Source organism: Micromonospora luteifusca (assembly GCF_016907275.1).
Classification (GTDB): domain Bacteria; phylum Actinomycetota; class Actinomycetes; order Mycobacteriales; family Micromonosporaceae; genus Micromonospora; species Micromonospora luteifusca.
Genome location: NZ_JAFBBP010000001.1, coordinates 1,674,666 through 1,700,410 on the forward strand (window position 1 = coordinate 1,674,666; position 25,745 = coordinate 1,700,410).

The 25,745-nt window shown below is 69.4% G+C and carries 18 protein-coding genes, 2 tRNA genes and 1 pseudogene; 6 read left to right on the forward strand and 15 right to left on the reverse strand.

Annotated elements, in window-relative coordinates; all coding sequences use genetic code 11:
• Window positions 1-169: 169 nt before the first annotated feature.
• Window positions 170-1,050: pseudogene (locus tag JOD64_RS07125) on the forward strand (ABC transporter ATP-binding protein).
• Window positions 1,047-2,063: an ABC-2 membrane transporter-related protein gene (locus tag JOD64_RS07130; protein WP_204941511.1), complete on the forward strand. Its 1,017-nt coding sequence runs from the start codon at window positions 1,047-1,049 to the stop codon at window positions 2,061-2,063. The pseudogene JOD64_RS07125 and the gene JOD64_RS07130 overlap by 4 nt, the downstream one beginning before the upstream one ends.
• Before the next feature lie 17 nt (window positions 2,064-2,080).
• On the opposite strand, the gene JOD64_RS07135 is transcribed toward JOD64_RS07130, so the two are convergent.
• The gene (locus tag JOD64_RS07135; protein WP_204941512.1) at window positions 2,081-2,329 is read right to left on the reverse strand and encodes a hypothetical protein; all 249 of its coding nucleotides are present in this window, start codon (window positions 2,327-2,329) and stop codon (window positions 2,081-2,083) included.
• A gap of 343 nt (window positions 2,330-2,672) precedes the next feature.
• On the opposite strand from JOD64_RS07135, the gene JOD64_RS07140 reads away from it, so the two are divergent.
• Window positions 2,673-3,119, forward strand: coding sequence for a hypothetical protein (locus tag JOD64_RS07140; RefSeq protein ID WP_204941513.1), 447 nt, complete (start codon window positions 2,673-2,675; stop codon window positions 3,117-3,119).
• 236 nt (window positions 3,120-3,355) lie between these two features.
• Window positions 3,356-3,889: a hypothetical protein gene (locus JOD64_RS07145; RefSeq protein WP_204941514.1), complete on the forward strand. Its 534-nt coding sequence runs from the start codon at window positions 3,356-3,358 to the stop codon at window positions 3,887-3,889.
• A 297-nt stretch (window positions 3,890-4,186) separates the two neighbouring features.
• Here JOD64_RS07145 and JOD64_RS07150 read toward each other — a convergent pair whose 3' ends face one another.
• The gene (locus tag JOD64_RS07150; RefSeq protein WP_204941515.1) at window positions 4,187-7,453 is read right to left on the reverse strand and encodes an arabinofuranosidase catalytic domain-containing protein; all 3,267 of its coding nucleotides are present in this window, start codon (window positions 7,451-7,453) and stop codon (window positions 4,187-4,189) included.
• A gap of 688 nt (window positions 7,454-8,141) precedes the next feature.
• Between JOD64_RS07150 and JOD64_RS07155 the strand changes: the two genes are divergently transcribed.
• The gene (locus tag JOD64_RS07155) at window positions 8,142-8,780 is read left to right on the forward strand and encodes a flavin reductase family protein (RefSeq protein ID WP_204941516.1); all 639 of its coding nucleotides are present in this window, start codon (window positions 8,142-8,144) and stop codon (window positions 8,778-8,780) included.
• 89 nt (window positions 8,781-8,869) lie between these two features.
• Here the strand turns inward: JOD64_RS07155 and JOD64_RS07160 are convergent.
• The 4 genes from JOD64_RS07160 to JOD64_RS07175 form a co-directional block, all read right to left on the reverse strand.
• Window positions 8,870-8,946 (reverse strand) — tRNA-Ile (locus JOD64_RS07160).
• A gap of 121 nt (window positions 8,947-9,067) precedes the next feature.
• On the reverse strand, window positions 9,068-10,306 hold the full coding sequence (locus JOD64_RS07165) for an FAD-dependent oxidoreductase (RefSeq protein WP_204941517.1): 1,239 nt from the start codon (window positions 10,304-10,306) through the stop codon (window positions 9,068-9,070).
• Window positions 10,296-12,407 (reverse strand): MMPL family transporter, encoded by a 2,112-nt coding sequence (locus tag JOD64_RS07170; RefSeq protein ID WP_204941518.1) that lies wholly within the window; start codon window positions 12,405-12,407, stop codon window positions 10,296-10,298. Before JOD64_RS07170 ends, JOD64_RS07165 begins: the two co-directional genes overlap by 11 nt.
• Before the next feature lie 160 nt (window positions 12,408-12,567).
• A tRNA-Asn gene (locus tag JOD64_RS07175) sits at window positions 12,568-12,640 on the reverse strand.
• Window positions 12,641-12,934: 294 nt separating this feature from the next.
• Between JOD64_RS07175 and JOD64_RS07180 the strand changes: the two genes are divergently transcribed.
• Window positions 12,935-13,342, forward strand: a complete 408-nt coding sequence (locus JOD64_RS07180) for a hypothetical protein (RefSeq protein ID WP_204941519.1) — start codon at window positions 12,935-12,937, stop codon at window positions 13,340-13,342.
• Between the two features lie 64 nt (window positions 13,343-13,406).
• On the opposite strand, the gene JOD64_RS07185 is transcribed toward JOD64_RS07180, so the two are convergent.
• The 9 genes from JOD64_RS07185 to JOD64_RS07225 form a co-directional block, all read right to left on the reverse strand.
• Window positions 13,407-14,414: a sugar phosphate isomerase/epimerase family protein gene (locus tag JOD64_RS07185; protein ID WP_204941520.1), complete on the reverse strand. Its 1,008-nt coding sequence runs from the start codon at window positions 14,412-14,414 to the stop codon at window positions 13,407-13,409.
• A 212-nt stretch (window positions 14,415-14,626) separates the two neighbouring features.
• Window positions 14,627-15,145, reverse strand: a complete 519-nt coding sequence (locus JOD64_RS07190) for a sensor histidine kinase (RefSeq protein ID WP_204941521.1) — start codon at window positions 15,143-15,145, stop codon at window positions 14,627-14,629.
• A 198-nt stretch (window positions 15,146-15,343) separates the two neighbouring features.
• Complete coding sequence (locus tag JOD64_RS07195) at window positions 15,344-17,458, reverse strand: ThuA domain-containing protein (RefSeq protein WP_204941522.1); 2,115 nt, start codon at window positions 17,456-17,458, stop codon at window positions 15,344-15,346.
• A gap of 75 nt (window positions 17,459-17,533) precedes the next feature.
• Window positions 17,534-20,386 (reverse strand): PQQ-dependent sugar dehydrogenase, encoded by a 2,853-nt coding sequence (locus tag JOD64_RS07200; protein WP_204941523.1) that lies wholly within the window; start codon window positions 20,384-20,386, stop codon window positions 17,534-17,536.
• Window positions 20,387-20,603: 217 nt separating this feature from the next.
• On the reverse strand, window positions 20,604-21,671 hold the full coding sequence (locus tag JOD64_RS07205) for a polyprenyl synthetase family protein (RefSeq protein WP_204941524.1): 1,068 nt from the start codon (window positions 21,669-21,671) through the stop codon (window positions 20,604-20,606).
• Entirely contained in the window at window positions 21,668-23,083 is a 1,416-nt protein-coding gene (locus tag JOD64_RS07210) for an alkaline phosphatase family protein (protein ID WP_204941525.1), read from the reverse strand. The genes JOD64_RS07205 and JOD64_RS07210 overlap by 4 nt, the downstream gene beginning before the upstream one ends.
• Window positions 23,080-24,279 (reverse strand): metabolite traffic protein EboE, encoded by a 1,200-nt coding sequence (gene eboE / locus JOD64_RS07215; protein WP_204941526.1) that lies wholly within the window; start codon window positions 24,277-24,279, stop codon window positions 23,080-23,082. Before eboE ends, JOD64_RS07210 begins: the two co-directional genes overlap by 4 nt.
• Window positions 24,279-25,136, reverse strand: a complete 858-nt coding sequence (locus JOD64_RS07220) for a TatD family hydrolase (RefSeq protein WP_204941527.1) — start codon at window positions 25,134-25,136, stop codon at window positions 24,279-24,281. Before JOD64_RS07220 ends, eboE begins: the two co-directional genes overlap by 1 nt.
• A complete protein-coding gene (locus JOD64_RS07225; RefSeq protein ID WP_204941528.1) occupies window positions 25,137-25,745 on the reverse strand; it encodes an EboA domain-containing protein in 609 nt (202 codons plus the stop codon).

Consider the following 25,745-nt stretch of genomic DNA (forward strand, 5'->3'; position numbering starts at 1 on the left):
GCGACTTCGGCCGCCGCCCTGGTCCGCCCCGAGGTCGCTGGTGGCCGTTCGCAGTGGGGATTGTCGTGTTGGGCATGGCGGCGTTGTGGGGGCTGTGAGCCGTCCGGTATCCCGGAAGCATCGAGGCGCTCTTCCTCACCAGTTTTCGTGCGTTTTCGGAGGCCCGAGCATGACTAGCGCGCTGATCACGGACGGTCTGACCAAGCGGTACGGACGGCGCACCGCACTCAGGAACTGCACTCTGGACATCCCGGCCGGCCACGTCGTGGGTCTGGTCGGGCCGAACGGCGCCGGTAAGTCCACGCTGCTGCAACTGGCCTGCGGGCTGCTCGATCCGACCGCGGGGCGGATCGAGGTGCTCGGCGCGCGGCCGGTCAGCGGGTCGCCGCGGGTCGGGTTCGTCGCGCAGGACACTCCGGTCTATGCCGGCCTGACCGTTGCGGACCACCTGCGGATGGGCGCGCACCTCAACCCATCCTGGGACAGCGCGCTCGCCGAGCAGCGGATCGCCCAGGTCGGCCTGGACCCCGCACAGAAAGCCGGCAAGCTCTCCGGCGGCCAGCGCGCCCAGCTGGCCCTGACCGTCGCCGCGGCGAAGCGGCCCAATCTCCTGCTGCTCGACGAGCCGGTGGCGGCACTCGACCCGCTCGCCCGGCGCAACTTCCTCCAGGGGCTGATGGAGCTGACCGCAGCGCAGGGCATGAGCATCGTGATGTCCTCGCACCTGGTCGCCGACTTGGAACGGGTCTGCGATTACCTGATCGTGCTGGTCGCCTCTCAGGTACGGGTGGCCGGCGACGTGGAGGACCTGCTCGCCACTCACCACCGAATGGTCGGGCAGCGGCGCGACACCATCGACCTGGGCGCCGGCGGGCCCTGGTGGAGCAGAGCCACACCGACGTGCAGTCGACCCTGCTGGTACGCAGCACCGCGCCGATCGACGACCCGTCCTGGCGGGTCGGTCAGCTGGACCTGGAGGACATCGTGCTGGCGTACATGAGTGGAGCCGCCGACACCGGGCCGGACCGGGTCCTGGAGGGACAGCGATGATCTGGATGACCTGGCGGCAGTTCCGGACCCCGGCCCTGACCACCGGCGCCCTGTTGCTCGTGCTCATGGGTGGCCTGGCGCTGACCTGGGCGGACGTGACGGAACTCGCCGCGCAGACCGGATACACCGGCTGCCAGGGCGATGCCTGCCGCGCCGCAGGCGACGCGTTTCTCCAAGCGCTGCAACCGAAGTGGGCGAACGAGTTCCACATCGTCGCCATCGCAGCCCTGTACCTGCTGCCCGCCCTGGTAGGCATCTTCTGGGGCGCGCCGCTGGTGGCCCGGGAGCTGGAGTCCGGCACGTACCGAATGGTCTTCAGCCAGTCCGTCAGCCGTGTCCGCTGGCTGCTGGTCAAGCTGGTGGTCGGCGGTGGGGCCGCAGCGCTCGGCGCCGGCCTGCTCAGCCTGATGCTCACCAGGTGGGCGCAGCCGATCGACGGGGCCTCGGCGGACCGGATGAACCCGCTGGTGTTCGCGGCCCGGGGGGTCGTGCCGGTCGGCTACGCGGCGCTGGCCTTCCTGGTGGGCGTCACCACCGGGCTGCTGCTGCGGCGGACCCTCGCCGCGATGGCGGTGACCCTGCTCGTGATCGCCAGCCTCCAGATCACCGCGCCATTCGTGGTGCGCCCCTGGTTGGCCCAACCGGTCAGCACGGTCAGCCCGCTGGATGTGGACGGGAGGTACGGGATCTCGATGAGCCCCGACACCGGGCGGATGACGCTCCACGTCGAGCCGGACCGCCGGGGTGACTGGGTCATGTCGAGCACCGCGATCACCTCGACTGGAACCGAATTCAGTGGGCCGGCCGACATGACCCAGTGTGGTCCGACGGCCGCCCGCCACCGCGAGACGTGCCCGAGATGGCTGGAGAAACAGAACCTCAGCCTGAAGGTGACCTACGTGCCCGGCTCCAAGTTCTGGACCCTGCAGTGGCGGGAGTTCGGCGTGCTGTTCACGCTGGCCGCCACACTGTCCCTGTTCTCTCTCTGGTGGATCCGACGCCGGCTGGTCTGACCGCGTGCGGGGTCTCCTTATCGGAGCTTGTCTGCCTTGGCTCGCGCTCGGCGCACGATGACGACGATGATTATGACGGCCGCCAGGACCCCCGGGCCGCAGTGGACGGCAAGGACGGCTGCCAGACTCGGCGCGCCCCAGTCATTTTGATAACTGGCGGGGTCGGAAAAGTCAATGACGAACGGTTCGATCACGGCCCGAACAATGAAGTACAGAGCAATTATCAGGCCGATGGCGGCCCCGACAACAGAAAATGCCTTACGCATCCCCGCCTCCATTGTGTACGGCGCCGTCCGACTGGTCTGACTCTATAGCCTGCATCTGAGCCTCGCTGCCCTGCGGATCTCCGAGGGCGGGGTTCGGGGTTCGAGTTGCGGCGTATTGAATGATTTGGGCGTTTCAAGCGTTGACCGACGCAGACCCTGATTCGAGGCGGGGCTTCGCCTGCAGTAATTGAGACCCCGGAGCACTGTCCGATAGGCGACAATTCAGACTGCGGCAATTCTCTCCCCGGATATACAGGACACGTTACCGCACGCCATTTCTGGCCCTCCGCACCAAGTTGTCCATTCGCAGTGGAATTAGTACCGCTCGAGAAGGGGTCCTATTTTGAAACTGACGCTGAGCAACAGGCAGCTTGGAACCGTCGTCGAAACGATGATGAAAATGATGGACGCGTGCGGGTTGCCCCTGATGGTTCACGGCGCGATCCCCCCTCGGAGCCTGGCCGACGCCGTTCTTCGCGCTGCGCCGAGACTCAGAGAGAGCGATATCGGCAATGGCCAGCTCTTCGTGCTGAGGACGGCATGTTACGACATCGCCTGGTCCGTGTTCGAATACGAGTCAGGTTCCATCGCCGCGTTCGTTCCGGCACTGCACGAAGGCAACGCCACTGTGCACAACCTGCGAGTAGAGATCATTGACCCGATCGGGAGCCTGGCATCAAATCCTCTGCTCCACTTCGGTGGCGGCCCGGCCACTGATCCGAAAGCAGCCAGCGCTTACGCCTCCGCCGCCCCCGTTTCCGCCGATGTCCTCTTCGGACCCAGCTCGTAAGGCGACGGCCAGTGATCCACACCGTTTCGGCGACATGGCGGTATCCGCCGGGAAAGATACCCCCATGTCGGCGATATGGAGTCGATCACACCCGATTCGCCCTGTAATCGCGGGCATGACTCTCCGTCCGCGAGCAAGTTAGCTTGCAGACCAGGCCTGGTTCGAGGAAAGCGCCGCCCAGGGACGCTTTGAGGGAACGGCGTCGTGGCACGTGGGGGCGTAAGCGGATGTGTGTGGTGGATGCGGCGGCCAAGGAGGCCGCTGTCGCCCGGTTCCTGCAGGAGCATGCGCAAGTCCGTCGAGCCGACAACGAGCGTCCCGCGCTGCGGGGCTGCGCCGAGATCGCGTGGTCCGAGATTCCTGGCTGCCCGGCTGGCATCCCGTTTCTGTTCCAGGGGCTGCTGGATCGGGCCACCGCCCCCGAGGCTGAACGTGTACTCAGCAACGTGCTGATGGGCGGCGTCTTCCACCTCAGCGCGGCGATGCCCGCAGCGTTGCCGTTCCTGCTCCGCCTGGCGGCCGACCCGGAGATCTCGGTGCGATCCGACCTGCTCGACCTCGTGGTCGTCGCCGCTGAGTTGTCGCAGGCGGTCGACGCCAGCAACGAGCGCGCGGTGCTGCTGCTCGGCAAGGACAGCGATCATCCGGAACGCGAGCAGTGCAGGGCCGCGTTCTCCGAACACGCGTCACTGCTGCGCGCCCTGCTCGACGACGACACGTTGAATGCTGCCGACAGAGCAACACTGCAGCAGGTCGTAGGACCGCAGTAGGGGCGCGTACGGCGGATCGTGTGGCCACAGCCTGAAGGCTTTGCTCCACGCCCCGAAACGATTCGTCCGGGTCCCTGCAACCTTGCTCGTGGCACAGGCGATCACCGAAGTTCTGACCCTGGCCACCCGCGACGCGTCGAAAGCGCTGTACGACGTGGACGCCCTCAAGGTGTGATCGGGCGTTTGGGTAGACCGGTACCCGTACCCGTAGCTGACAGACCCCCACCGACGAAGCGGACCCCCTGCTCAGCAGGGGGTCCGAAAACCGGATCAGGGACGAGGTTCAGCTTGGTCTAGCTAGCTCAGGAGCTTCCAGGGTCCGTAGGGGTTACCGGGAGCCTGGTTGCGTGTCCACCACTTGCCCTCGTAGGAATGACCGGAGTACGAAACCTGGTCGCCGGCGTTGAAGATGCGCGACGCAGTCCAGATCGTCCGGCCGTCCTCGGTAAGGGCCAGTTCCTGCCACGGACCGTTCGGGTCACCTGGCTTCTGGTTCTGGGTCCACCAGGACGCCAGGTACACCTTGCCGTCGAGGCTGACCTTGTCGCCCGTGTTGTAAATCTTCGTTGAGGTCCACAGGGGCGGCAGGTTCACCGTCAGCGTTACGGTGCCCTGGGCCGCGCTGAGCGTGTCGCTGCCCGAGTAGAGCGCAGTGAGCTCGTGGTTGCCGGCCGCCAGACCGGCAGGGAGCGAGAACGTCGCACCGTTGGCGGAGAGAGTCGCCGTGCCGCGGGCGGTGTCGCCCTCCCGCAGTTCGACCGTGCCGAGGGCAGGCTTGCCGCCGGCACTCACGGTCACGGTCACTGTCGCGGCGGTGCCCCAGTTCACCGGGGCGGCCGTCGCGGTCACCACCGGCTTGGCCACCCCCGGCGATGGCGCGGTGGAGGTGACGAAGTCGCGGCAAAGGCTGTCGGCATCTTTGCCGTCGGGGGCGCGGGTGTTGCTGCGTCCAGGCCCGGCGGCGGAGCCCGCGACCACCACGATGCAGCCTCCGCCGCCCTGGTCGGCCTCCATCACCGCTAGCTCTGGGCTGGCGATGGTCCCGTTCCCGCTCGAACTGCTCTGCTGAGAGCCGTAGACCATCGCGTCGATGACCACCGCGCCGGTGGCGTCCCGCAGCGCGATCGAGCCGGCACTGACGGACAGAGCGCCTCCGAACCACTGTTCAGGCCTTGGCGACCCCTGGTATCCCGCCGTGGTGACCTGCGGGTTCACGATGGCTGCGCCGAGTGGGTGGCCGCTGTTCACGGCGGTGTCGAGTGTGATGCCGCTGCCGAGCGCCTGAACCGACACTCCGCTCGAATGCGCTCGGCTCGTGGCCGGCGAGAAGCTGATGCCGGTGCCCCGATCGGACACGTCGACGGCCGAGCGGTGGTTGAACTGAAGCGGGGCGGTCAGAGTGATACCGGTTCCGTTCACCCCGGTGGTGCCGATCTCGGCGACCGTGACGACCTCCTTGTATTCTCCGGCGTCGATCGTCAGCTTGTCACCGACCGTCATGTTGGCATTGGCCCCGACCTTGATGTTGGACGCGCCCGCGGCCGCCGCTGCCGACAGGGTCGTTTGCGTGGCCGCCTTGCCAACCTCGGTCACCGTGGCCAGCTCGTAGTTGGCGGCGGAGTCGATGGCAACCTTCTCTCCCACCGCGAAGCCTGCCGCACTCGTGACCGGCACATTGGTCGAGCCTGCGGGAATCGTCAGCCACGGCCCGGTAGTGACGGGCACGAACAGCGTCGTCGGGGCGGTGGCCGCGGTCCCGAGTGCCTGGACAACGCGGGTCTCCCGGCCCGAGCCGGCGTCTATGTCGATCTGCTGGCCGACGGCGAAACCGGTGGTGCTTCGGACGTTGATCGTGGTCGCGCCCGGGCTCGCCGGGGCCGCCAGCCCCGAACCGGACAGACCAAGCAGGTAGGTGCCGCCGGCCGCGAGCGTCGTCGAGGCTGGGATCGTCGCGAGCAGGGTCGCAGCCGACTGGCCCGGCGTGTTGGTCAGAGTCCAGTTCGAGATGTCGATACCGACACCCGTGGGGTTGTAGAGCTCGATGAACTGGTCGGTGGCATTGCTACTGGTCCGGAACCGGACCTCGTTGATCTTTACAGGGAGTACGTTGCGGACGGCCTGGGCGATCGACGTCGACTGGCCCCCGCCAAGTGTCGGACTGGTCCACCCCGCCTTGCCACTCAGGTAGCCCGCACCGATCGTTGACGCCGCGGTGACCGTAAAGGTCGCCTGTACGCTCGCGCCGGGCTCAACTGCGGAGATCGTCGTCGACGTGTTGCTGGTGCCTGACACGACGGCCTTCCACCCGTTGGGCGTGGCAAGGCTCAGCTCGACGTCAGTCGCACGTGAGCCGGTGGTGTTCGTGAACGTCTCGGTGACACTCTGTGTCGAGCCCGGTGTGAAGGTCGTGGCCCGCGAAAGGCTCAGCCGCTGTACCTCGTACTTCGCCGCGACGATGTTGGCCTGAACCGCCTGCACGCTGGCGTCCGTCGGGTATCCGGCCGTCATCACGCCTTCGTAGAAAGTACCGGCTGAGCCGTTACCGTTGTCGCCGCCATTGCCCAGCTGAACAGCACCTCTGCGGTGCATCGGGAAGTAGGTGCTGTTGGTCAGCGAGCCGGGGCGAGGTCCACTGTAGAAGGTTGAGAGGGTGCCGTCCTGCGCGTTGCCACCTCTCAGATCCCATTGATTCCCGCCACCGCCGTTTACCGATCCGGTCACGAACCGCCACGAGTCGATGGTTGGATCCGCCTCGTTCACGCCAGCGTTGTAGCCGGAGAACAGCCCGGCCTCCATGTCGGACATGATCCAGGGGCCGGGGCCGCGGCCCTTCCCCCAGGCGGTAGCGGTGCCGAAGTAGACGGTGTCCATGGTGCCCGTTCCCACGGCACGGCTGTTGGTCGAGGTGTTGCCGTAGTTGAAGCAGCAGCCGCTGTCGAAGTGTGTGCCGTCGAAGACCATGTAGATCCCCTGCGGCTCGTCGTCCTTCGCGAGGTAGGAGGCGTCGTTGTTGCGATACCCCATGCCCGGCATGATGTAGACGCCGTAGGCCTTGTGGCCGCTCACAGTCACCGGGGCCATGTCGGCGATCGAAAGCGTGTTATAGCCCCCCACCTCCTGGCCCCGGAACGTTCCCGGTGGCGCCTGGTAAAGGTGGTTACCCTTGCCGGACTGGTCGTAGACGACTGTAATCAGACAGAGCGTGCTGGCACAGAATGCGTCCTGCGCGGCGGCGTCGGCGTATCCGCCCGCGTCCGGAACCGGCCCAGCGGATGGTGCGACGATGCCGACATCTTTGACCGCCTGGTCCGATGTGCGCAGGACCTGGTAGAGCGGGCCGTTATACGAGGCGGAGAGCGCTCGTGTGGTGCTGTGGGCGGTCACGCACGGGGTGGAACCGGCGGCATAGATGTCACAAGGGCCTTGCGGTCTGGCTGGAGCCGCCGGCTCGTTCGCCTGCGCTGGCAGCGCCAACGCAAGTGAGGTGCCGACAAGCGATAGCGCGATCACTGCACGAGTGGCGAGTCTTCCGTGGTGGGCGCGGGCGGTGGGGGGTCTGAACATAATGGGTCAGCTCCTACTGCGTCCTGCTCGACCGAGCCGAGCTTTGACGTGGCCGTGAGGCGGCCGGGTTGCTGGTGCGCGATCACCGGAAGGTCACGCACGATGTGGGGGCCCTGTTCCGTCGCCGTTGTGGCGCACGCGTGTCACTTGCCGATGTGAGCGACAACATCCAGGTCGCGATGACTGCCGCATGGCCGCAATAGTGGGAGTTGTTAGCGCTAACAACGTCCCAAGACATTGATTGAAACATTGCCGACACATCGGTGTCAACGGTTGCGGTCAGCCCACGGCGAACGGTGTTTGGCGGCCCTCCAGTGTGGAGTAAACCGTTCTTGCCGATGCAGCACTTCGGCTCAGATCGTGGCGCAAATGCCAGTGGCCTGCGGTGGGCGCGCTCCCATGGAGGCAACTCGCTCGCCGCTTAACGGGTCGCAGAAGTAGCCGGTCAAGGCCCGTGGCCACGACGATGTTTTGCAGCTTCATGGCTTCGTTTTGCTTGGCCTCGATCTCGGCCTGGGTGTGGGTTCGCGCGGGCCTTGCGCGGTGGGGCGGGACTCGAACCCGCGACGGGTAGCCCTCCCGTCGGCGAGCGCCACGTCCGATGGCCGCCAGCATCGTTCGCCGGGTACGCGCAGAGTCGGGGGTGGCCCGTGCGTCGCGCGGGCCGGCTCCGATGGAAGGCGGAACGATGCACGTGGTACCCGGCATCAAGGTGCTCTACTTCGGGACTCCGGTGGTGCTGATCAGCTCACGCAACCCAAACGGCACGGCGAACCTCGCGCCAATGTCGTCGGCCTGGTGGCTGGGCCAGTTCGCCATGCTCGGTCTCGGCAACAGCGGCCAGACGACGGCAAACCTGCTGCGCGAACGGGAGTGCGTCCTCAACCTGCCGTCCTCGGCGATGGTCGACGCCGTCGACCGGGTCGCGCTTACCACCGGCAGGGCGGACGTGCCGGAGAGCAAGGTCCGGCAAGGCTACCGGTACGAGCCAGACAAGTTCGGCGTCGCCGGTCTGACTCAGCAGGCGTCGGAACTGGTTCGCGCACCCCGGGTCGCGGAGTGTCCGGTCCAGCTCGAATGTCGGGTCGTCGCGGCTCATCCATTCGCCGGGGCCTCTGTCCAGGCCACCGCCTTCCAGGTCGAGGTACTGCGCGCGTACGTCGAGGAGGAGTTGGTCATCCCGGGGACGAGCTACGTGGACCCACTGCGCTGGGACCCGCTGATGATGAAGTTCTGCGAGTTCTTCGGCGGCGGGTCCAACGTGCACCCGTCGCGACTGGCCGAGGGCTGGAACATGCCCCACCAGCTCCAGCCGACGTCGCGCTGAGCAAGGCGACCGCCAGGAGGTTGCGCGTCGGCCCGGACCTCGATGCGGTCCGCCCGGGCAACCGAAAGGCACTGAACAGGGAAAACGGTTGGTGGGGCGGGCGGGACTCGAACCCGCGACCGAGGGATTATGAGTCCCCTGCTCTAACCGGCTGAGCTACCGCCCCGAACACCGCGCCGGATCTTATCCCGCTCGGCGATCAGCAGCCAGCACCGAGCCGGCCGGTGCCCACGCCCGCACCAGCACGATGGGCTACAGGAATATAACAGCGTGCTCGGGTGGGCCTGTCAGCCGGCGCGCAACACGTCCAGGACCGCGCCGGCGCTGCGCCACCCGCTGGCAAGTGCGCCCTGGATGGATGGGCTGTCCCGGTGGTCACCGGCCACGAACAGGCCGTCCCCCAACGACACGGCCTTACGCAGCAGCCCCTGCGGTGGCGGCGCGGCGGGCAGCGCGTTCGGGACGGCCACGGTGGTGAGGTGGGTCCAGTCGGCGGTGGACTGGCCGTACAGCCGGGTCAACTCGGCCCGTATGGTCGGCTCGGGCGGGGGCGTCGGACCGACCACCGAGGTGGCCACGAGGTGCCGTCCGGCGGGCGCGTACGTCGCGGCGGCGTTGCTGAGCACCACCGTGTTGGCCACGATCTCCCGCCGGTCGCCGTCGACGAGCAGGATCGGCTCGGTAAGCGGCGGCTCGGCTGTGCTGTGGTAGTAGGTGGTGTAGCTGTGCATGCGTACCGTCGCCAGGGCCGGCAGCAGCGCGGACGCGGCGGGCGGGTCGACGGCGACCACGACGGCCCGGCAGCGGATGTCGCCGGCCTGGGTGCGGACCCGGCCGGGGGTGACCTCCGCGACCGGGGTGTCCAGGTCGAGCAGGTCGGCTGGCAGCGGGTCGGCGATGGCGCGCGGCAGCGCGGCCATGCCCTCGGCGGGCAGGCCGATCCGGCCGCGGGCGAAGGAGCGCAACACCATCGCCAGTACGTGGCTGGAGGTGGCCAACTCCTTCTCGATGAACACGCCGGACAGGAATGGCCGTAGCAGCTCCTCGATGAACGCGTCGGAGAGGCCGGCCCGGCGCAACGCCGTCTCGGCGCTGGTTTCCGGTGCGGTGAGCAGCCGGGACGTGGGCAGGGTCGCGCAGCCGGTCGCGAGCGCGGCGAAGCGGAACCGGTCGAGCAGGGTGCCGACTCCGGCGAGCGCGGTGCGCGGGCCGCCGGCCGGCTCGCGTCTCGGGTTGACCAGCCGCAGCAGGTCGTCGCCCTTGCGCACCAGGACTCCGGAGGTGAAGTAGCCGAGGTTGAGTCGGTCGGTGTCGAGCAGCGTGCCGAGTTGGGGGTAGGCGGTGTTGAGGACCTGGAAGCCCCGGTCGATGAGGTAGCCGTCGACGACGTCGGTGGCGATCCGCCCGCCGAGCCGGCCGCTGGCCTCCAGCAGCCGCCAGGGCACGCCGGCACGGTGCAGCCGGCGGGCCGCGGCGAGGCCGGCCAGGCCGCCGCCGACGATGACCACGTCGGTCTCAGCCAGCATCGCGCGCCTCCCGCTCACCGTTCGCCCGGGACAACCGGCCCGGCCACCAGATCTTCGGCCCGATGTCGTACGCGAGCGCGGGCACCAGCAGCGACCGGACGATGATGGTGTCGATCAGTACCCCGATCGCGACCGCCGTACCCAGCTCGACAAGCACCACCAGGGGCAGGACGGCGAGGGCGGAGAAGGTCGCGGCGAGCACGATGCCGGCGGAGGTGATCACGCCGCCGGTGACGGCGAGGCCGGCGAGCACACCAGCGCGGGTGCCGCGCTTGACCGACTCCTCGCGTACCCGGCTCGTCAGGAAGATGTTGTAGTCGATGCCGAGGGCGACCAGGAAGACGAACGCGAACAGCGGGAACGACGAGTCCACCCCGGGGAAGCCGAAGACGTGACGGAACAGCAGCGCGCACAGACCGAGGGTGGCCGCGAAGCTGAGCAGCACCGTGGCGATCAGCAGCACCGGGGCGAGCAGCGCCCGGAGTAGCAGGGCCAGGATGACCGCGATGACCACCAGCACCACCGGGATGATGACGTTCTGGTCGCGCTTCGCGGCGTCGGAGGTGTCCACGTTGATCGCGGTGAAGCCGCCGACCACCGCGTCCGCGCCGGGCACCTGGTGTACGGCCACCCGCAGCTCGCGTAGCGCGCGCTCGGCGCCGTCGCTGTCGGGCGGGTCGGCCAGGGTCGCCTCCAGTTGCACCCGCCCGTCGACGACCTTGGGAGTGGCATTCTCCTCGGGTGGGCCGGTCTGCGGGCCGGTGGTGAGCGGGCGGACCTCGGCGACGCCGGGCACGCCCTGTGCCACCTGGGCGACCTGCCGCGCGGTCTGCTCGGTGGTGAAGATGGTGGCCGGGCTGCCGGTGCCGGCCGGGAAGTGCCGGTTGATCACCTCCTGGCCGTCCACCGAGTCGGTGCGCTGGGTGAACAGGTCGGACTGCCCGAGGGTGGTGGCGCCGAGCTGCGTGAGGCCCAGCGTGAGGAGGGCCAGCACCACGGCGGTGCTCAGCCAGATCGGCCGGGCGTGCCGGGCCACGAAGCCCGCGACGCGGCTCCAGATGCCGTGCTCGATCCGCGGATCGGCCTGGTCCTGCCGGGGCCGTCGGGGCCAGAACGCCCACCGGCCACCGAGGACCAGCAACGCGGGCAGGAAGGTGAGCATCACCAGCAGGGTGGCCGCGATGCCGATGGCGGCGACCGGCCCGAGTGCCCGGTTGGAGTTCAGGCTGGACAGCAGCAGGCAGAGCAGGCTGACGATGACCGTGCCGCCGGAGGCGATGATGGCGGGCGCGGCACCCTTCCACGCCGTACGCATCGCGTCCCAGGGGCGGTCGTGGCGGTGCAGCTCCTCCCGGTAGCGGGCGATCATCAGCAGCGCGTAGTCGGTGCCGGCGCCGAAGACCAGCACGGTGAGGATGCCCTGCGCCTGCCCGTTGAGCTTGACCACGTCCGCGTCGGCGAGCAGGTAGACGAAGACCGAGGCCAGGGCGTACGACGTTCCGGCGGCGAGCAGCGGGAAGATCCAGAGCACCGGGCTGCGGTAGACCACCAGCAGGATGATCAGCACCACGACCAGGGTGACCAGCAGTAGGGGCCCGTCGATGGCGGAGAAGACCTCGATCAGGTCGGCGAGCAGACCGGCGGGCCCGGCGACGTCCACGGTGAGCCCGTCGCGGTCGCCGCCGGTGATGTCGCGTAGCTGTTTGACGACTGAGCCGATCTCCTCCCCCTCGGCATCGTCGACCGGCACGACGACCTGCAGTGCCTGGCCGTCCTCGCTCGGGATGGGCGGGGGCAGCGGGGTGAGGACTCCGGGCACCTGGGCGAACCGGGCGGCGTCGGCGCCGGCCCGTTGCCGGTCCGCTTCGGTGATCCCGGAGGGCCGCTCGTAGACGACCAGCGCCGGGATGGTCTGCCGGTCGACGAATTCGCTGCTGAGGTCCTGGGCGCGGGTCGCCTCGGCGTCGGTGGGCAGGAAGGCCGCGTTGTCGTTGGTGGCGACCTCGCTGAGGCGCCCGGCGTACGGCCCGGCCACGCCGCCGATCACCAACCAGGCCAGCACGACCGCCACCGCGATCAGCGTGGCCCTGCGTCCGGACATCGGTACTCACCCCAAGAATCGACGCATCAATCGACGCAGCGGGAGTCTAAGTCGACATCGACCATCCTGCCGGGCGAGCAGGTCGAGGGAGGGCGAAACCGGTGGTACGCACACGAAAACGCCCGCCGGCAGGACTGCCGACGGGCGCTGAGTGGGGAAGCTCCCCCGATTGGACTCGAACCAATAACCTGCCGGTTAACAGCCGGCTGCTCTGCCAATTGAGCTACAGGGGATCGTGCACCACGCGACTTCGGATCTCGCCGACGCCGTGCGACGGGAAAAGAATACAGGACATCCCCCGGTGCCGGTCCAGTGGGTTCTGCCTCACCCGCTGATGATCAAGACGGGCAGCTCAGGACGCGCAACACATCGACAATTAGGGTAAATCGCCATCCCGGCACAAGCATGCTTGAGTGGGGAGCAGGATGGGTAGTTAGCTGCGGACAGAGGACGCAGGCGCGAATTGGTCGCCTTCCGACGGGGCAACCCGCCGGGGCGACGGCGCGTCAGGTACGGAAGGAGCCGCCATGCGCGGAAAGATCATGTTTCTTGGCGGGCTGGCTGCGGGATTCGTCCTGGGCGCCCGTGCCGGCCGGGAAAAGTACGAGGAGCTCGTGGTCCGGGGCCGCAAGGTGCTCGACCACCCGACCGTCCAGGAGGCGGCCGGGGTCGCACAGGCCCAGGCCAACAAGCTCTACAGCGAGGGCAAGGACAAGCTCGGCCAGACCAAACTGGGCGAGAAGTTGGGCACCGGCAACGGCAGCACCGGCAAGTCGGAGCTGACCGCCGCCGACGACGCGTTCGCCGGCACGCCCGCCACCGTGGGCGCCAAGGCGGGCTCCAACACGGTCGGCACGACCTCCGGGTCGCCGTCGTCCACCAACAACCCCCGCACCAAGCCGTCCGGCTCGGGCACGAACGCCAGCACGCTCTGACCAATCGCACGTCGACGGGCCGGTCGCCGCAGGGCGACCGGCCCGTGGTCTGTCCGGCGTCCGGTCAGTCCTTGCTGCTGAACGCCGCATCGAAGGCGGCGCTCGGGGCGTCGAAGGCGAGTCGGCGGACGAACTGCAACGCCTCCGGGGCACCGACCAGCCGGTCCATGCCGGCGTCCTCCCACTCGACCGAGATCGGGCCGGTGTAGCCGATCGCGTTCAACGCGCGGAAGCAGTCCTCCCAGGGCACGTCGCCGTGCCCGGTGGAGACGAAGTCCCACCCGCGGCGCAGGTCGGCCCAGGGCAGGTGCGAGGCGAGCCGGCCACGCCGACCATCCCCGGTACGCACCTTCGCGTCCTTGCAGTCCACGTGGTAGATCCGGTCGGCGAAGTCGAAGATGAAGTTCACCGGGTCCAGCTCCTGCCAGACGAAGTGCGACGGGTCCCAGTTCAACCCGAACGCGGGCCGGTTGCCGATCGCCTCCAGCGTCCGCTTCGTCGTCCAGTAGTCGTACGCGATCTCGCTGGGGTGCACCTCGTGCGCGAACCGCACCCCCACCTCGTCGAACACGTCGAGGATCGGGTGCCAACGATCGGCGAAGTCCTGGTAGCCGCGCTCGATCATCGACGGCGGCACCGGCGGGAACATCGCCAGCGTGTGCCAGATCGACGAACCGGTGAAGCCGACGACCGTCTTCACGCCGAGCTTCGCCGCCGCCCGCGCGGTGTCCTTGATCTCCTCGGCGGCCCGCTGACGGACCCCCTCGGGCTCCCCGTCGCCCCAGATCCGGCCGGGCAGGATGTCCTGGTGCCGCTCGTCGATCGGGTGGTCGCAGACCGCCTGACCGACCAGGTGGTTGGAGATCGTGAAGACCTCGAGGTTGTGCTTCGCGAGGGTCTCCCGCTTGCGCTCGACGTACGAGTCGTCGGCGAGCGCCTTGTCGACCTCGAAGTGGTCGCCCCAGCAGGCGATCTCCAGACCGTCGTAGCCCCACTCGGAGGCGAGCCGGCAGACCTCCTCGAAAGGCAGGTCGGCCCACTGGCCGGTGAAGAGCGTGATGGGTCGCGCCATTGTTCTACTCCCCTGTTGTTGTCATGGGGATTCCAGGTGCGGACCAGGGCGAGGTGACTGGACGTGCGCGGCGCCCGGGCGGTCACCGGTGGGTGTGGAAACACCTGGGCCCGGCGGGTTGCGCCTCCCACCGGGTCACCGGCCACCAGCACGGTCGCCGCCCCCACCCTATTTCCGGGGCACCCCATCGCGAAAGCCCCGCAGCCGGATCATCATTCGGCCATCTCCTCGGGCGCGGGCAGGACGGCCCGCACGATGAAGCCGCCACCGGCGCGCGGGCCTGCGGACAACGTGCCGCCGAGCCGCTCCGCGCGCCTGCGTACCCCGAGCAGACCCCGTCCGGCGCCCTGGGTGCCCCCGCCTGACGACGCGGGACCGCCGCCCTCGTCGCGTACCTCGATGGTGATGCCCGTGAAGTCGTAGCGCAGGCGGACCGCGACCGCCGCACCCGACGCATGCCGGCACGCGTTGGTCAACGACTCCTCGATGATCCGGTACGCCACCACGTCGACCGGCCCCGGCAGCGGCCGGGGTTGCCCGGCCAGGGTCCACCGCACCGGCTGGCCGGCGGCGAAGCCCTCCACCAGCGCGTCGAGGCGGTTCAGGCTCGGCGGCGGCCCGGACACGTCGTCGGGCGGCTCGGACACGTCGTGCTCGGGCCCGAGGAGCCCAACGCGCAACCGCTGCCCCTGCGCCCACACCATCCCGCGCCACTGCGCGAACCGCCCCATGCTGGTCAAGGTACGGCAGCCGGTTGCGGGTCGGTCTGCGGGCGGTGTGTGCGAGTCGGTGGCTGTACCGGTGCGAGCGTTATACCTGTGAGTCATATTCATGACCCACAGGTATAACGCTCACGGATGACACCGCTCCCCGAGCCTCGCCGTCGCGGAAGGGTGGACCGCGACGGCGACCGCTCCCGACTCAGTCGGTCAGGGCAGGGTCCACTTCTGGTTGGCCGCGCCGAGGCAGGTCCAGAGGTGCACGACGGTGCTGTCCGCCGAGTTGTTGCCGGAGACGTCGAGGCACTTGCCCGACGACGTGTTACGCAGGGTGCCGTCGGACTGGGCCGCCCAGTTCTGCGCGCCGCTGCCGTTGCAGGTCCAGAGCTGGATCTTGGTGCCGTCGGCGGTGCCGCTGCCGGAGACGTCCAGGCACTTGCCGAGCGCCCTGATCGTCGAGCCCGACGTCACGGTCCAGGTCTGCGCCGTGCTGCCGTTGCAGGTGTAGAGCTGGATCTGGGTGCCGTCGGCGGTGCCGCCGTTGCGCACGTCCAGACACTTGCCGGCGAGGCCCTTGACCGGACCGACGCCCGGAGTGCCCCCGCTCCCCTTGACCAGGGTGAAGTCGTCCACGTCGAAGAGCCCCGTGCCGCTACCGGTGAAGGTGAGATAGAGGTTCTGGGTGCCGGACGGAACGCCGGACAGCGCGGTGGTCACATTGGCGAATGTGGTCCAGCTGCCGGTGTTCGGCACGGCGACCGACCCGAGCACCGGACCGGTTGCCGAGCCCGTACGCACCTGGATGGTGCCACCCGCGCCGCCGGAGACGACCCGGGAGGTGAACGAGGTGACCCCGGTCAGGTTCACCCCGTTGTACGCGGCCCAGTCGCCCGGGTCGATGTAGCCGATGGTCTGCCCACCGTTGGCGCCCGCCTTGGTGAACGCGGAGACGCCGTTGGCCGAGTTGAACGCCTCGGCCTGGATCGTGGTGTTCCCGGTCGGCGGCGGCGTGGTGCCCAACTCCTTGATCCGGATGTTGCGGAACGAGGCGTCGTCACCGGTGCCGTGGTTCTGGATGCCGATGTGGCCGGCCAGCGAGCGGACCGGGTTGGTGTTGGTGAAGTCGTTGATCTTCACTCCGTTGAGGAAGATCTGCAGCCGCTCACCCTCGACCAGCAGCTCGTAGGTGTTCCACTCCCCCGGCGCGTTCAGCGCCGCGTCGCGGGCCGCGATATCGGCGGACTTGAAGGTGTAGACCGACCCGGTCGTGCGGTCGGCGGCGTCGGTGGCGTCGATCTGGATCTCGTAGCCGTTGTCCACTGCCGACCACGGATCGGTGGACGGCGGGAAGCCGATGAAGATGCCGGAGTTGTCGTCACCGGCCAGCTTCCAGTCCAGCTTCAACGAGTAGTTGGTGAACTGCTTGGCGTTGTACCAGAACAGCCCCATGCCGCCCACCGAGGTCAGGGTGGCGTCGGAGTTGGTGAAGCTGCCCGGACCCGCCTGCGACCAGCCGGTCGTCGAACCGTTGTAGATCGGGGTGTAGCCGGTCTCGGGCCGGCAGTCGGCCTTGCTCCGACCGGAGGCGTACCGGATGCCGCCGAGCAGGTGGGCCCGGAACGCCGGCTCGGCGTACGACGCCTGGGTGTGCCCGGCGCCGGTGTAGAAGGACCGGCCACCGCTGTAACTCTTGCACCAGCTGAGCGGGTGGTCGGCGCCCATCCCACCCCCGGAGTACGACGACTCGTCCAGCGTGGCCAGCACGTGGGCGGTCGACCGGGCGTTGGTCCGGTAGTTGTACCACTCGTCGGTGCGGGTCCAGGTCTGCGGCAGGTGCGCGGTCGCCGCCTGCCCCCGGTCCTCGACCTTGATGTTGGCCTGCTGGATCGCCGGGTGCGAGGCGAACCACGCGCCCACCAGGTTGCCGTAGAACGGCCAGTCGTACTCGGTGTCGGAGGCCGCGTGCACACCCACATACCCGCGACCGGAGCCGATGTACGACTCGAAGGCGGTCTGCTGGCTGGCGTTGAGCACATCACCTGTGGTGTTGAGGAAGACGACCGCCTCGTACTGGGCGAGGTTGCCGGTGGTGAACGCGGAGGCGTCCTCCGTGGCGGTAACGGTGAAGTTGTTCGCCGCGCCCAGGTCGCGGATGGTCTGGATGCCGACCGGGATGGCGTCGTGCCGGAATCCGGCGGTCTTGGAGAAGACCAGCACGTCGTACGGTGCGTCGGCGGCGCTGGCCGGCGTGGCTGGGGTGGTGCAGGCGATGACGGCGAGGGCGGCCATGGCCGCGCCGAGGACGGGTCGCAGGAGTCTGCGCATATCGCTCTCCTAATGACGGTTAGGAGGGGCCCCTTGTACAACACTAGGCGTCGACAAGGGGCCCCACCTTCCAGCTCAGGGCAGGATCCACTTTTGGTTGGCGGCGGCAGTGCAGGTCCAGAGGCGGACCACCGTGCTGTCGGCCGAGCTGTTACCGGAGACGTCGAGGCACTTGCCGGACGACGCGTTGCGTACCGTGCCGTCGGCCTGCGCGGCCCAGTTCTGCGCCCCGGTCCCGTTGCAGGTGTAGAGCTGGATCTTGGTGCCGTCGGCCGTGCCAGCACCCGCGACGTCCAGGCACTTGCCCAACGACTTGATCGTGGAGTTCGGGGTGACCGTCCAGGTCTGCGCGGCACTGCCGTTGCACGTGTAGATCTGGATCTGCGTGCCGTCGGCGGTGGCACCACTGCGCACGTCCAGGCACTTGCCGCCGAGACCCTTGATCGGGCCACCCCCGCCGGTGGGGGTTCCAGTGACGAAGCTGAACGCGTCCAGGTCGTAGAGCGCCCCGGTGCCGGAGCCTGCGAAGGTCAGGTAGAGGGTGGTCCTGCCGGTCGGCGGGCTGCTGATCGTCCCGGTCACCGTGGCGAAGGTTTCCCAGCCGCCGGTCACCGGGACCGTGGCCGAGCCGAGCACCGTGCCGGTGGCCGAGCCGGCCCGGACCTGGAGGGTGCCACCGGCACCCGCCGAGGAGACCCGGGCGTTGAACGAGGTCACGTTGCCCAGCCGGTACGGCTGGAACGCGATCCAGTCGCCGTTGTTGATGTCGCCGACGGTCTTGCCGCCCTCGGCCGTGGTCTTGCTGAACACGTTGATCCCGGACGAGGTGCCGTAGAACTCGGCCTGGCGGTGCCGCGGCGGCAGCGTGTGCTGGGTGTGCGTGGTCAGCCCACCAGCGTCGGTGTACTCGGCGTCGAAGATCGCGAAGATGTTCGCCGCGTCGTCGTGCTCACCGTCGACCGGGATGGTGATCGAGCCCGAGCAGCCGGTCTGTGAGGTGATCTGGTGCCCGTGCTGGTCGTGCCCGAGCACGTAGGTCATCTTGACCTTCGTGCAGTCGATCGTGCCGTCCTCCGGGTCGGTCACCGTGATGCTGAACGGCACCGTGTCGCCGAAGCTGAACAGCTGACCGTTGCCGGGGCTGTTGATGGTCACCGTGGGCGCGGTGTTGCCGACGCTGATCCGCACACTGCTGCTGCCGGTGGCACCCTGCGGATCCCGAACCGTCAACGTGGCGGTGTAGCTGCCGTTGGCGGTGTAGGTCTTCGACGGGTTGGCCGCGGTCGAGGTGGTCCCGTCACCGAAGTTCCAGGAGTACGTCAGAGCGCCTCCCTCGGGGTCGGACGAACCGGCCGAGGAGAAGGTCACCGCGAGCGGGGCGGCACCGGAGGTCCGGTTGGCGCTGGCCACCGCGGTTGGCGCCCGGTTACCGCCGCCGACGTAGTCGAAGCGGTAGAGCGCCGAGTTGACGTCACCGTTGAAGTAGCCGGTGCCGTAGTCGAGCACGTAGTACGCGCCGTCCGGGCCGAACGCCGAGTCCATCACCTGCTTGCCCACCCAGGGAAAGGTGTCGATGGCGCCCCGGGAGCCGTCGGAGTTGACGTGGATCGGCTTGATCCAGCCGCGGCCGAACTCGGTGGCGAAGAACTGCCCGTCGAAGGACTGCGGGAACTTGGTGGTGGAGGTCGACGAGGCGTTGTACCGGTAGACCGGGCCGCCCATCGGGGACTCGGAGCCGCCGCCGAACTCGGTGGGGGTGCCGGCGTCGCCGGCGTACCGGATCCAGGCGGGCTGGGCCGGCGGCAGGGTGGTCAGGCCGGTGTTGCGGAACGAGTTGTTGGTCGGCCCGCCGTTGCAGTTGTATTTCGCACCGCTGGCGTTGGTCCCGAAGTCCCACTCGTTGTACGTCTCGGTGGAGGTGTTGGTGCCGGTGCAGTACGGCCAGCCGTAGTTGCCCGGCGCGGCGACCCGGTTGAACTCGACCTGGCCGGACGGCCCACGGGTGGAGCTGGTGGTGCCGGCGTCCGGCCCGTAGTCACCGACGTAGACGACCCCGGTGGCCTTGTCCACGCTGATCCGGAACGGGTTGCGGAAACCCATCGCGTAGATCTCCGGGCGCGTCCTGGCCGTGCCGGGCGCGAACAGGTTGCCCGATGGGATGGAGTACGTCCCGTTCGCGTTCACCTTGATCCGCAGGATCTTGCCGCGCAGGTCGTTGGTGTTGCCCGCGCTGCGCTGTGCGTCGTACGCCGGGTTGCGGTTGGTCCGCTCGTCCAGTGGTGAGTAGCCGGACGATTCGAACGGGTTGGTGTCGTCGCCGGTGGAGAGGTAGAGGTTGCCGGCGGCGTCGAAGTCGATGTCCCCGCCGACGTGGCAGCAGAGACCGCGGTTGGCCGGCACGTCGAGCACGTCGACCTTGCTCGCCTGGTTGATCGTGAAGTCGGAGTTGAGGGTGAACCGGGAGAGCCGGTTGACGCCGTTCCAGGCCGAGAAGTCAGTGCCGGTGGCCGGCGCGTCGCCGCTGGGGGTGGAGAGCGGCGGGGCGTAGTAGAGGTAGATCTGCCGGTTGCTGGCGAAGCCCGGGTCCACGCCGACGCCCTGCAACCCCTCCTCGTCGTGCGTGTAGACCGACAGGGTGCCGATCACGGAGGTGGTGCCGTTGGCATCGGTGCGGCGCAGGGTGCCGTTGCGGGCGGTGTGCAGGACCGAGCGGTCCGGCAGCACGGCCAGCGACATCGGCTCGCCCATGTCGGTAACGCCACGGGCGAGCTCGACCTGCTGGAAGTCGGTCGCGTTGATCGGGTGCGCCTGCGCGGGGGTCGAGCCGGCACCGAGTGCGACCGTGCCGGCCGCAGCCACCAGCAACACTGCCGATCCAGCCGAGAACCATCGTCGGGATCGATGTTTGGGAGCGTCCTTCATGGACATCTGTGCTGCCCCTTCCTGACGATTGACTGCCAGGCGGGCGCGCGCCGTCGCGCCGGATGCCGTAGCGGTGATGGTGGGGGTCGTGGGTTACCGCGCCGCCGGTTCACCTCGACGAAACATTGTCGTGTTGGTCACGACACTAAGTCAGGAGTTTCGATGTGTCCATACCTTCCGGCGATTCAGCATCAACTTTCGTCGATCTGATCGAAAGTTGCGATCAGGCGCGGCGGTCGATCGTCTGTCCGGCCAGTGCGACCAGCGCCGCACGTGCCTCGTCGGCCACCACCGCGCTCCGCAACGCGGCGAGCGCGGCCTCGGTCCGGACCCGGATCATCTGCTCGATCCGCTCCAGGGCACCGGTCGCCTCGATGATCGCGCGCAGCTCCGCCGCGCCGTCGGCGTCCAGGGCCGGGTTGCCGAACAGCTCCCGCAGCCGGATGGTCTGCCCCCGGTCGGCGGCACTGCGGGCCAGCGCCATCATCACCGTCGGCTTGCCCTCCCGCAGGTCGTCCAGGACCGACTTGCCGGTGATTGCCGGGTCCCCGAAGACACCCAGCACGTCGTCGCGGAGCTGGAACGCGTCGCCCAACGGGTCGCCGAACTCACCAAGCGCGGCGATCAGCTCCGGCCCCGCGCCGGCCAGGGCCGCCCCGATCTGCAGTGGCCGGGTCACCGTGTACCGGGCGGCCTTCATCCGGATCACGGTCAGCGCGCTGGCCACCGAGCCGTCACCCACGCCCGAGACCAGGTCCAGGTACTCCCCCGCGATCACCTCGGTACGCATCAACGCGAACACGCCGTACCCCCGGTGCACCTGTTCGGTGCTCAGCCCACACTCGTGGAACATCTGATCCGACCATGCCGCGCAGAGGTCCCCGCAGAGCAGCGCGGTGTTGCGGCCGTACGCCTCCGGGTCGCCGCGCCACGACGAACGGGCGTGCAGATCGGCGAAGAGCCGGTGCACCGACGGCTCACCCCGCCGGCGGTCGCTGCCGTCCAGGATGTCGTCGTGGATCAGCGCGAACGCATGGAACAGCTCCAGGGCCGCCGCGGCCACCACGATCGGCGTGCCGTCGGCAGCCCCCGCCCCGCGCCAGCCCCAGTAGCAGAACAGTGGGCGTAACCGCTTCCCGCCGGCCAGCACGAACCGTTGCAGCGCGGTGAACACGCCGCGCGGCGCGCCGTCCGGCCAGTCCGGGCCCTGCCGCTCGAGGAACCCGGCCAGCTCCGCGTCGAAGCGCGCCCGCAGCCCGCTCGCGTCGGTGGGCGCGACCGTAACCGTCATGCCCCCTCCCCCGACCCGTCCGTACCGCCGGCACCCAGCCCGGCCAGCTCCAGCAGCAGCGCCTTGACGTCGGTGGCCGCGATCCGGTCCCGGGCGGCGCTCGGGTCGGAGCAGAGCAGCACCGGGGCGTCCGCCGGGTCGTCCGGCAGCCGCCCGTGCGAGCCCCGCACCGCCTGCGCGCCGGCATCCAGGCCGACAGCGCTCATCAGGTAGCGCATGCCGAGCTTCTTGCGGGCCAGGGCCACCCCGGCGCGGGTCTTCGCGGCACCGGGGTTGGCCGGGTCGAAGAACAGCTCCGCCGGGTCGTAACCTGGCTTACGGTGGATTTCGACGAGCCGCGCGAAGTCCGGCGCTCGGGCATCGTCCAGCCAGTAGTAGTACGTGAACCAGGCATCCGGCTCGGCCACCAGCACCAGCTCACCGGCACGCGGATGGTCCAGACCGTGCGCGGCCTTGCCCTCGGCGTCGAGCACCTCGGCCACCCCGGGCAGATTGGCGCAGAGCTTCGCCACCGCCGGCACGTCGGCCGGATCCTTGACGTAGACGTGGGCGACCTGATGGTCGGCGACCGCGAACGCCTTCGACGTCCACGGGTCCAGGTATTCCATGCCGGCCTGGGTGTGCACCCGCAGCAGCCCCTCGGCGCGCAGCAGTCGGTTGACGTCCACCGGCCGGGACACGTCGGTGATGCCGTACTCCGACAGCACCACCACCGTGGCGTCCCGGGCCCGGGCGGCGTCCAGCAGCGGGCCGAGCACCGCGTCCAGCTCGGCTGCCGCCGCGGCGGCCTGGGCCGACGAGGGACCGAAGCGTTGCAGGTCGTAGTCCAGGTGCGGGACGTAGACCAGGGTGAGGTCGGGTGACACGTCGGCCAGGATCTGCTCGGCCGCCTGGCAGATCCACCGCGACGACGGCAGCCCGGCCGTCGGCCCCCAGTAGGTGAACAGCGGGAAGGTGCCCAGCCGGCCGGTGAGCGCGTCGTGCAGCTCCGGCGGGTCGGTGTAGCAGTCCGGCTCCTTGCGCCCGTCGGCGTAGTAGACCGGACGGGGCGTCACCGTCCAGTTGACGTCCGCGCCCATCGCATACCACCAGCAGACGTTGGCGACGGTGTAGCCCGGCTCGGCCTTGCGGGCCGCCTGCCAGAGCTTCTCCCCGCCGACCAGCGCGTTGTGCTGCCGCCACAGCAACACCTCACCCAGCTCACGGAAATACCACCCGTTGCCGACGATCCCGTGCCCGCTGGGTGGTTCGCCGGTGAGGAAGGTGGACTGCACCGAGCAGGTCACCGCGGGCAGCACGGTGCCCAGCTCGGCCCGGAAGCCGCCGTCGGCGACACCCCGCAGTCGAGGCATGTGTGCCAGTAGTCGGGGCGTCAACCCCACCACGTCGAGGACCACCAGTCGCCGGCTCATCGCGTCACCCCCATGCTCACGGATCGCTCTGCGGTCAGGCCGAGGCCGACCAGTTCGTCCCGGGCGAAGGCCAGCTCGGCGGCGATGCCGGTGGCCAACTCCGCGTCGGTGCCGGGCCGCCGGGCGGCCGGCAGCACCCCCCAGGTGTACGTCTCGACGTCGAGGTGGTCGCAGCCGGCGGTCGGGCCATCGAAGAGCGCTCTCAGGGCCGCGCGGAGCACCGGCAGGGTCGAGCCGAGCGGCTCCTCGGGTGGGGCGTGCAGGGGCACGTGGTAGTGCACCCGCCACGGGCCGGGCAGCGCCCGGTCCAGCGCCTCGTCCAGGTCGTCGGCCGCGTACGCCGGGTCGGCCGGGTCGGCCAGACCGGCGCAACCGCCACCCCGGGTCTGGTGCAGGAAGCGTGGCTCCACCCAGCGGCGCAACGCCTCGGCCCCGCCCTCCGGGTCGGCCGCCTCGACGGCGGCGGAGACCTGCACCTTCACCACGGGCAGCCCGGCGGCCCGCAGACGTTCCAGTGCCTCGGCCGGTTCCTCCCAGGCGCAGGCCAGGTGGGCCAGGTCGACGCAGACGCCCAGCCGCTCGGTGTCCATCCCGGACAGCAGCTCGGCGGCCTGACCGGTGCTCTCCACGACGCAGCCGGGCTCCGGTTCGAACGCCACCCGCACGACCCGGCCGGTGTCCTGCTCGACTGCGGCCAGGCCGGCGGCCAACTGGTCCAGTCGGTGTCGGGCGGCGTCGGCCCGACCGGTGTCCCACGGCTGCCGCCAGGCCAGCGGCAGCGTGGAGATCGAACCCCGGGCCGCGTCGTCGGGCAGCAGGTCGGCAAGCACCCGGGCCAGGTCCAGCGTGTACGTCAGACGCTGCTCGGTGGTCCAGTCCGGGTGGTACACATCCTGCTTGACCACCGGCGCCTGGAAGGCCGCGTACGGGAAGCCGTTGAGGGTGACCACCTCCAGACCACGCGCGTTCAACTCGGTGCGCAACCGGCGGCGTAGCGTCGGGTCGGCGGCCAGCTCGGCGGCGACCGGGGCGGCCAGCCACAGGCCGAGCCCGAGCAGGTCACTGCCGAGCGCCTCGCGGACCGGCACCGCGTAGGTGTCCAGTTGACCGAGGATGCCGGCGAGATCCTCGGCGGGGTGCACGTTGGTGCAGTAGCCGAGGTGGACGGTGTCGCCACCGGCATGTCGCAGCCGCATCAGCTGCCGCCGCGCAGGATCGAGTTGCCGGTCTGCGGGTCCACGGCGGCGGCGACGTCCAGGTCGCTGAGGTCGAGCCGCCCCGACTGCCCGTAGAACTCCACCGGGTTTCGCCACAGCACCTTGTCGACGTCGTCGTCGCTGAAGCCGGCCAGCAGCATCGCCTCGCCGGTGGCCCGGGTCAGCAGTGGGTCGGAGCGTCCCCAGTCGGCTGCCGAGTTGACCAGCATCCGTTCCGTGCCGTACTCCCGCAGCAGGTCCACCATCCGCTGCGGGGTCATCTTGGTGTCCGGGTAGATGGAGAAGCCCAGCCAGCAACCGCTGTCTCGGACCAGCTTGACGGTCACCTCGTTGAGGTGGTCGACCACCACGCGACCCGCGTCGATGCCGGATTCGGCGACCACGGCGAGGGTCCGCTCGCATCCGCGCGCCTTGTCCCGGTGCGGGGTGTGCACCAGCGCCGGCAGGTCGTACGCCACGGCCAGCGCCAACTGCGCCGCGAACGCCTCGTCCTCCTCGGGCGTCATCGAGTCGTACCCGATCTCGCCGACCGCCACGACGGCGTCCTTGTCCAGGTAGCGAGGCAGCAGGTCGAGGACGGGACGACAGCGTGGGTCGTTGGCCTCCTTGGGGTTCAGCGCCACGGTGGCGAAGTGGCGCACCCCGAACTGCCCGGCCCGGAACGGCTCCCAGCCGATCAGCGAGTCGAAGTAGTCGGTGAACGAGGCGGCGCTGGTGCGCGGCTGGCCCAGCCAGAACGCCGGCTCCACCACCGCGCGTACTCCGGCGGCGGCCATCCGTTCGTAGTCGTCGGTGGTGCGTGAGGTCATGTGGATGTGGGGGTCGAAGATGCGCATTCACGCCTCCCGGGGCAGTGCGGCGGTGAGCCGGTCGAGCAGGTCGGTGGCGTCGGCGGGCAACTCCCGGCCGGCGGCGTGCCGTTCGGCGGCCAGTGCGGCCAGCATCGCCGCCAACTCCCCGTCCGCCCGGGTTTCCAGGTCGGCCACCGTGGCGAGGGCGACACCGCTGAACACACACTTGAGCACCGCCTGCCGCCAGGCGGCCGGGTCGAGGTGCCGGGCGTAGGGGCCGAGCGCGGCGGCGACCAGTCGGGTGTCGTTGGTCCGGATCGCGTCGTGCAGCAGCGGCACACCGGCGGCGCCGATCGGCAGCAGCGGCAGGGCCCGCAGCACCGCCCGGCGCTCCGCCGCGTCGCCGTGCTGGTAGAGGCGCTCGGCGTACGCCGAGTGGTCGCCGGGCAGGCTGGTGAGCAGCAGCACCCGGGCCGCGTCGTCGGCGGTCCAGCCGGGGGCGTCGGGCAGCGCGGCCCGACCGCAACGCCGGCCGGCGGCGGGGAAGAGTCGGGTGATCGCGGTGGGCTCGACCGTGACCCGGCGCAGCGCCGCATCCAGCCAATCGGGATCGGGTACGCCTCGCAGGGCGGCCCGTAGTGAATCCGGTGTCAT

Bases quoted from the DNA above. Each gene is read 5' to 3' on its own strand.
- JOD64_RS07130 (WP_204941511.1), top strand. From the start codon at position 1,047: ATGATCTGGATGACCTGGCGGCAGTTCCGGACCCCGGCCCTGACCACC.
- JOD64_RS07135 (WP_204941512.1), bottom strand. From the start codon at position 2,329: ATGCGTAAGGCATTTTCTGTTGTCGGGGCCGCCATCGGCCTGATAATT.
- JOD64_RS07150 (WP_204941515.1), bottom strand. From the start codon at position 7,453: ATGTTCAGACCCCCCACCGCCCGCGCCCACCACGGAAGACTCGCCACT.
- JOD64_RS07155 (WP_204941516.1), top strand. From the start codon at position 8,142: ATGCACGTGGTACCCGGCATCAAGGTGCTCTACTTCGGGACTCCGGTG.
- JOD64_RS07165 (WP_204941517.1), bottom strand. From the start codon at position 10,306: ATGCTGGCTGAGACCGACGTGGTCATCGTCGGCGGCGGCCTGGCCGGC.
- JOD64_RS07170 (WP_204941518.1), bottom strand. From the start codon at position 12,407: ATGTCCGGACGCAGGGCCACGCTGATCGCGGTGGCGGTCGTGCTGGCC.
- JOD64_RS07180 (WP_204941519.1), top strand. From the start codon at position 12,935: ATGCGCGGAAAGATCATGTTTCTTGGCGGGCTGGCTGCGGGATTCGTC.
- JOD64_RS07185 (WP_204941520.1), bottom strand. From the start codon at position 14,414: ATGGCGCGACCCATCACGCTCTTCACCGGCCAGTGGGCCGACCTGCCT.
- JOD64_RS07190 (WP_204941521.1), bottom strand. From the start codon at position 15,145: ATGGGGCGGTTCGCGCAGTGGCGCGGGATGGTGTGGGCGCAGGGGCAG.
- JOD64_RS07195 (WP_204941522.1), bottom strand. From the start codon at position 17,458: ATGCGCAGACTCCTGCGACCCGTCCTCGGCGCGGCCATGGCCGCCCTC.
- JOD64_RS07200 (WP_204941523.1), bottom strand. From the start codon at position 20,386: ATGTCCATGAAGGACGCTCCCAAACATCGATCCCGACGATGGTTCTCG.
- JOD64_RS07205 (WP_204941524.1), bottom strand. From the start codon at position 21,671: ATGACGGTTACGGTCGCGCCCACCGACGCGAGCGGGCTGCGGGCGCGC.
- JOD64_RS07210 (WP_204941525.1), bottom strand. From the start codon at position 23,083: ATGAGCCGGCGACTGGTGGTCCTCGACGTGGTGGGGTTGACGCCCCGA.
- eboE (WP_204941526.1), bottom strand. From the start codon at position 24,279: ATGCGGCTGCGACATGCCGGTGGCGACACCGTCCACCTCGGCTACTGC.
- JOD64_RS07220 (WP_204941527.1), bottom strand. From the start codon at position 25,136: ATGCGCATCTTCGACCCCCACATCCACATGACCTCACGCACCACCGAC.
- JOD64_RS07225 (WP_204941528.1), bottom strand. From the start codon at position 25,745: ATGACACCGGATTCACTACGGGCCGCCCTGCGAGGCGTACCCGATCCC.